This window comes from Moorena sp. SIO3H5 (assembly GCF_010692395.1).
In the GTDB taxonomy this organism is placed as follows: domain Bacteria; phylum Cyanobacteriota; class Cyanobacteriia; order Cyanobacteriales; family Coleofasciculaceae; genus Moorena.
In genome coordinates this window covers 1-5,484 of the sequence record NZ_JAAHHS010000472.1, presented here as the reverse complement: position 1 = coordinate 5,484, position 5,484 = coordinate 1, and the positions used below count along the sequence as shown (strand labels likewise).

5 protein-coding genes and 1 pseudogene are annotated in these 5,484 nt (G+C 42.8%); all 6 read right to left on the bottom strand.

The window, feature by feature from the left end; translation table 11 throughout:
- A pseudogene (locus F6K52_RS31525) lies at positions 1–726 on the bottom strand (glycosyl transferase family 1); the annotation flags it as partial.
- Between the two features lie 9 nt (positions 727–735).
- Positions 736–924: a hypothetical protein gene (locus F6K52_RS31520; protein ID WP_293088211.1), complete on the bottom strand. Its 189-nt coding sequence runs from the start codon at positions 922–924 to the stop codon at positions 736–738.
- Between the two features lie 2 nt (positions 925–926).
- The gene (locus F6K52_RS31515; protein ID WP_293088209.1) at positions 927–1,829 is read right to left on the bottom strand and encodes a class I SAM-dependent methyltransferase; all 903 of its coding nucleotides are present in this window, start codon (positions 1,827–1,829) and stop codon (positions 927–929) included.
- A gap of 516 nt (positions 1,830–2,345) precedes the next feature.
- Complete coding sequence (locus F6K52_RS31510) at positions 2,346–3,074, bottom strand: transposase (protein WP_293088207.1); 729 nt, start codon at positions 3,072–3,074, stop codon at positions 2,346–2,348.
- Complete coding sequence (locus tag F6K52_RS31505; RefSeq protein ID WP_293088205.1) at positions 3,034–3,510, bottom strand: hypothetical protein; 477 nt, start codon at positions 3,508–3,510, stop codon at positions 3,034–3,036. Before F6K52_RS31505 ends, F6K52_RS31510 begins: the two co-directional genes overlap by 41 nt.
- 181 nt (positions 3,511–3,691) lie before the next feature.
- A partial coding sequence (locus F6K52_RS31500; protein WP_293088203.1) for a KR domain-containing protein occupies positions 3,692–5,484 on the bottom strand: 1,793 nt, incomplete at its 5' end.

The following is a 5,484-nucleotide window of genomic DNA, read 5'->3' as shown; positions in this document are numbered from 1 at the left end:
AATTGATTCTTGACTAACTGAACTTGGATAATGATACGGACCGGTGAAATGACAACAAGAAGGGAGCTCTCTTCTAGGAAATTCAAATTCAGCAGGTTGTTGACAAATTTGAGCCAATTGGGAACAGGATTGATTGAAGTCATTATAGGGAGATAAATTCCACTGCTGACGATGGTCATTAAGAATGTTTACAATATATTTATTCACCAGCTCAAGCATTGCATAACCCACTCGGTTGCGTATAATTCCCCGCCATGAAGGGTCATAATTCCAGGACGTGATTATGGGAGGAACGCTCATGTCCCAATTGAAAATTAAGGCATTGGATACAGTTACAAAAGGAATATCTAGATAGTTAGCGATAGTTGCTCCTTCTGTAGTACCTTGATCTAATAATAATAGCTCTATACCTGCTGCTTTAATTAGGTCTGGAGCATCCCGAAAATTTATTTTTGCTGTATTGAGATTCCAATTGAGTGAATACAGGAATCCCTTAAATCCACTGTAATGACCTAGTTTAGTAGAGAAATCTTTTGTGGATCCTTTGGGAAAATCAGACTTGCCAATCACCTGAAATTCTAATCCTGCTGCTATAAATTTTGGTTGAGTGTCTTCAACTCCTAATGCGGTAACGCGATGACCACGCTGTTTCAGTTCGTAGCCTAACGTAGCCATAGGGTTAATATGACCAGACATAGGAGGACACATGATGCCAAAATGAGTCATAATACTTCCTCAATAAAATAGATTACCTTGATTAAAGATTAAGTTGATAGCGGACTCCCAGGAGCTCCATTTTGCCTTTAAATGCTTTACCCGTGACCACCACATTGTATGACCGCGATTAATTAATTCCGGCACAAGGACAGCCATGGGGTTAACATGTCTGGTGGCTGGAGTTGTGGCAATGAGAATACGAGCCATGCTTACTCTCCCTCTTTGCGCAGGTAAAAACAGGCTTGATCTCCCTCTTTATTTTGATTGAGTATTACTGCGCGATCTTCAAATTCTTGTAACTCGTCGTAGGAAAAAAAGATCAACTCCTCTGGATTTTGAATGAAGGTTGAAAAAAATTCCATTAAAGTTATACCCTTTTGATAAAGCTCACTCCCATAAAATTGGAAACCATTGGAGTCATAGACCTCTTTTTCGATAGAAAAACCCACTGTTTCTGCCAAAATGCCAATACTCTTATTTGTATGTAAAAATAGGTGGCGAGGAGGGTCTAATTGCACCCACTGTGCACCATACTTCTTCCAAGCATAGGAGGCAGCTACGGGTATGCGTAGCAATAGCAATTGGTTAGGCTTCAAGAGTTTGTGGAGGTTTTGTAGGGTTCCTACTGGATCGGGGATATGCTCGTAGGAGTGGTGGAGCATAATAAAGTCATAGCTTCCTTCCAATCTATCTAAGGTGCGATTGAGTACTCTTACCCCAGGCTTAGGGTTTAAGTCTTCTTTGATGTAGGGATCTACTCCCGTGAGATTAGAGTATCCAGCTTCATGTAGATCTAAGAGCATACGTCCAGCACCGCTACCCACATCTAAAATTGCTGCATCAAGACCCACGCCAGCTAATTCAACCCAATACCTGACTGGCGGCCCCAGATTAATGGGTTTGGGTGGGTCGGGTAATTTTTCCTGATCGCCATAGGCATAGTATTCTTCGGGATAGTATTTACTGAGATTCGCTGGAATGTCCACAATTTGGACACAACCGCAATTCGGGCACTCGAAATACTCAAACTTGTCCCTAAAGCCAAACATCATTTCTTTTGCAAAGAAGGGCTTATTGTTTTCGGTATTTCCACAAACTTGACATTTATACATATGTATTTTCCTTCTTGTGATTAATTTGCTAGAGGTTTGTTACCTGGTTGACTGACAAAAAGTGAAATCAAAAGTGTTCAAATGGTTATGTGTAAGTAGGTGGGCCTAAATAAACGTTAAAACTCAAAATCCGAAAATTAAGCTTGAATCCTGTATTCAATAGTGCCTTAGCGTAAGCCCTGATTATGTCCAACTTTTTATCTTTGAATTACCTATAGAGTACCTTATCAGGGGTTGATAAATCAAGATATGAAACTTTATCTGACTTGTGCCTTTATCTGACTTGTGCATAGATTAGCATTTGCCGTTATCATTAGCAGGCGATAAATATACATGGGAGCCCCTCAATCGCTTCTGAGCAATTTTACGCTCCGTCTCATTATCACTTACTGGGAAATGCGCTAACGCTACTTCGTCTACTTTTCCTTCGTGAGTCAAAGGTAAACTTGATACCGGAACATAAGCTCCTGGCCTGACTGCCTGACACATCTGTGTGAAAACTAGGCTGATCAGGTTCTACACGCTCCATGACCGGATGCGCGAAAACCAGATCTGGTCGTAGTAATCAGACTTGGCTTGATGGCTAGCAAAGCATGGTTGTGGATCTATTGGCAACAATGGTACTGGCGTTAAAAGTAGCCGACCTTTATTGACTACGCCCTTGAGCCAACGCAGACCAATTTTGAGATAGCTGAGGCCTCGTTTCCAATGGGGATCTACCTGTCGCCGTAAGCCTTCAAGTTGAACAGCCATGCCTTGGGTTGTGGCGTAAAGCAGGGCCACAGCAGCCACTAAATAAAGCCGCTCAAGTGCAACAGCTGAGCGAATGCGAGAGTCTTCGAGTTCAAAGGCTCCTGATTTGCTATCTAAAAATAGTTCCTCTACCCTAAACCGCAAACCGTATTGCCACAAAGTTTGTAAGGTGGGAGGCTCATCGGTAATAACGGCCCAGGGCTCCTTGACCCCTTTGACGTTGGCTAATACAAGATTACAACGATGTACCCCATCTTGCCATAGACCAACATTACGATAAAAGACAGCTTCTCCTAATGGTGGCCACAGATAGCTGACTTCAACGGGATAGCGATGGGGGCCATGAAGCAGTACATCACAGGGCAATCGTAGGCAGTAGTGCCAATTGCTAGCTTGTAACCAACTGATCAGATCGTGGTTTGCAAAGCCCCGATCGGCTAACAACATCACATCAGGATGTTGACGTAATAGCCACTGGCTTCGACGTAACAAGGGTCGATATGTATCGAAGGCTACGGCCGCGCTGTTGTGTTCCAGTACCCGCCATAGAAATGGTACGGCGCGACCACAACAGACCACCGATAGATGAATCATACAGTAGCGATTCCATAAGACTGTGGTATCGAGGGCAAGATATAGACGGTGGGACTGCCAATCTTTTAAGGCGAGTAATACTAGGGGAAAATAAGCGCGAGTTCACACAAATCAGAGTATTGCTCAAAAAGCGCTGCCACCGGCGTTCAAAACTTTGGGCAAGTTTGGCACGACTCGGCACATAAGGCTCCCAGGCCGGTTGGCTTAACTTGCCACTACAGATTAAGGCACTCACCATCCAAGCTAGAGCTTTGATATGACGCAGATCGCGGTAGCGGCTGTATTGACGCAAAAAGCTCATTAGTTGATCATGAAATTGGGTAGAGTAAGACATGCTCACATTGCTAGTTGTGTAATGGCTCTAGCGTCAGCATAACACTCTGCCCTTTTTCTCATAAACCATGTAATTGCGTGCTTTGAGCCACTTGTGTCAGGCAGCCAGGTTTTGAGGTGCTTGTCACCCCGTGAGGTTTATTTGGCAAACACCTTTCTGTATATAGCTTTCAGCTAGCTTGTCACCCCGTGAGATTTCCGCCATAAAGAAGTTTTTGAAGTTGTTGAGCTAGTAATTGGACATTAGGAGGAACCATCATTGTCAGATGATCTCCTGGAATCATATGAACTTCAACTGTTTGAGAAGACAATTTATTCCAGCCCCATGTTGGATCTTCAAAATTTTTATAAAATTCCTCCTTGAAGCGTTCTGAAGAAGCATCCCATTGTTCTTCTGCTCGAAAAAGGACAATTGGAACTGGAAATAAGATTTTTGGTAGTAGATAATTCTGATAAGCTTCTCCGTTAGCTTTTCCCACCTCGATTATAGCTTTAAGTCGATTGATATCTATAGTAGAAGATATAGCTCCAAATTCAACTAGCTTTTCCTTGTAGTATTGGAGTTGTTCATCATATGAAACAGAAGCTAGATCTTCAAAAGAGAGTAACTGCACATTTTTTCGAGACCTACCAAATACTTTAGCTACTGGAATAAACATTCTGATAATATCTTCTGTAGTAGGTGGAGAAATCTGTTGGCTTCTTGTGTTGCTGGGTGCTCTCATATCCAAAATAGCAAGTAGATTTACTTGATGCTCTTGATGGATTAACTGCTGGGCAATTTCAAAAGCCACTATGGCTCCAAACGAATTACCACCAATGAGGTAAGGACCTTGGGGCTGAATAGTCTGTATAGCTTGGATATGTTTGGAAGCCATCTCCTGAACTTGGTTCATAGGTCTGGATTTACCATCAAGATCCGGTGATTGTAGTGCATAGAAAGGTTGGTTTGGATCTAGATACTGACCTAGGAAAGACAAGTAAGAAGCAATTCCTATACCTCCACATACACAAAAGAAGGGTATTTTAGAACCATTAGGCTGAATAGGAACTAGATTAGATAATTCGATATTCTCCCATAATAATTTGGAGGGTTTAATCAATTGACGAGCAACTTTAGCTGATAGAGTATTTATTGTGAGTTCTTCCGTCCATTCTTGAATTGGAATATTTACTCCTATCTCCGTTTGTAAGCTATTCCTCAGCTCCAAAGATGCCAAAGAATCCATCCCCAAGTCAAAAAAGCCCTGTTCTAAACCTATTGAGTGTGAATCACTAATTCCCAAAACTTTAGCTACCAGGAGGCGTACATAAGCAACCAATAGTTCCTGTCGTTCGCTGGGGACTGCAGCTTCCAACTGCTGCAGAAACTCTGGTTGAGACAAAGAAGAATCTGAGGCTTTGTTTACACACTCTGCCAAGAACAGGGATTTTTCAGCTTGTTTTTGCCACATCGACCAATCAATGGGCACTACCCCAACTTCCACACCCGAACCACTCATTAGTAGCTCTAGTGACTCTAATAGTTGAGCTGGGGCTAACACGCCCATACCTTTCTCCTGTGCCCTGACATCTACACCACGAGTAGCTGCTACTCCCACTTGAGATACTGCACCCCAATGAATACTCAGCCCAGTTAACCCCATCCCCCGACGATAATGAGCCAATGTATCTAGAAAAGCATTCGCTGCACAATAGTTTCCCTGGCCTGGAGAACCCAGTAGAGATGCTACTGAAGAAAACATCACAAAAAAGTCCAACTCCTGGTCTTTGGTTAATTCATGCAAATACCAAGCCCCTTGAACCTTCGGAGCCATTACTTTTTCAAAACTTGACCAGCTCTGATTTTGTAATACACCATCCGACAACATCCCTGCCGAGTGAATCACTCCTGCCAATGGAAACTTTGACTCATTTATCCGACATAAGACCCTGTTGATGGCTGTCCATTCTGACACATCTGCTTGTTCCACCA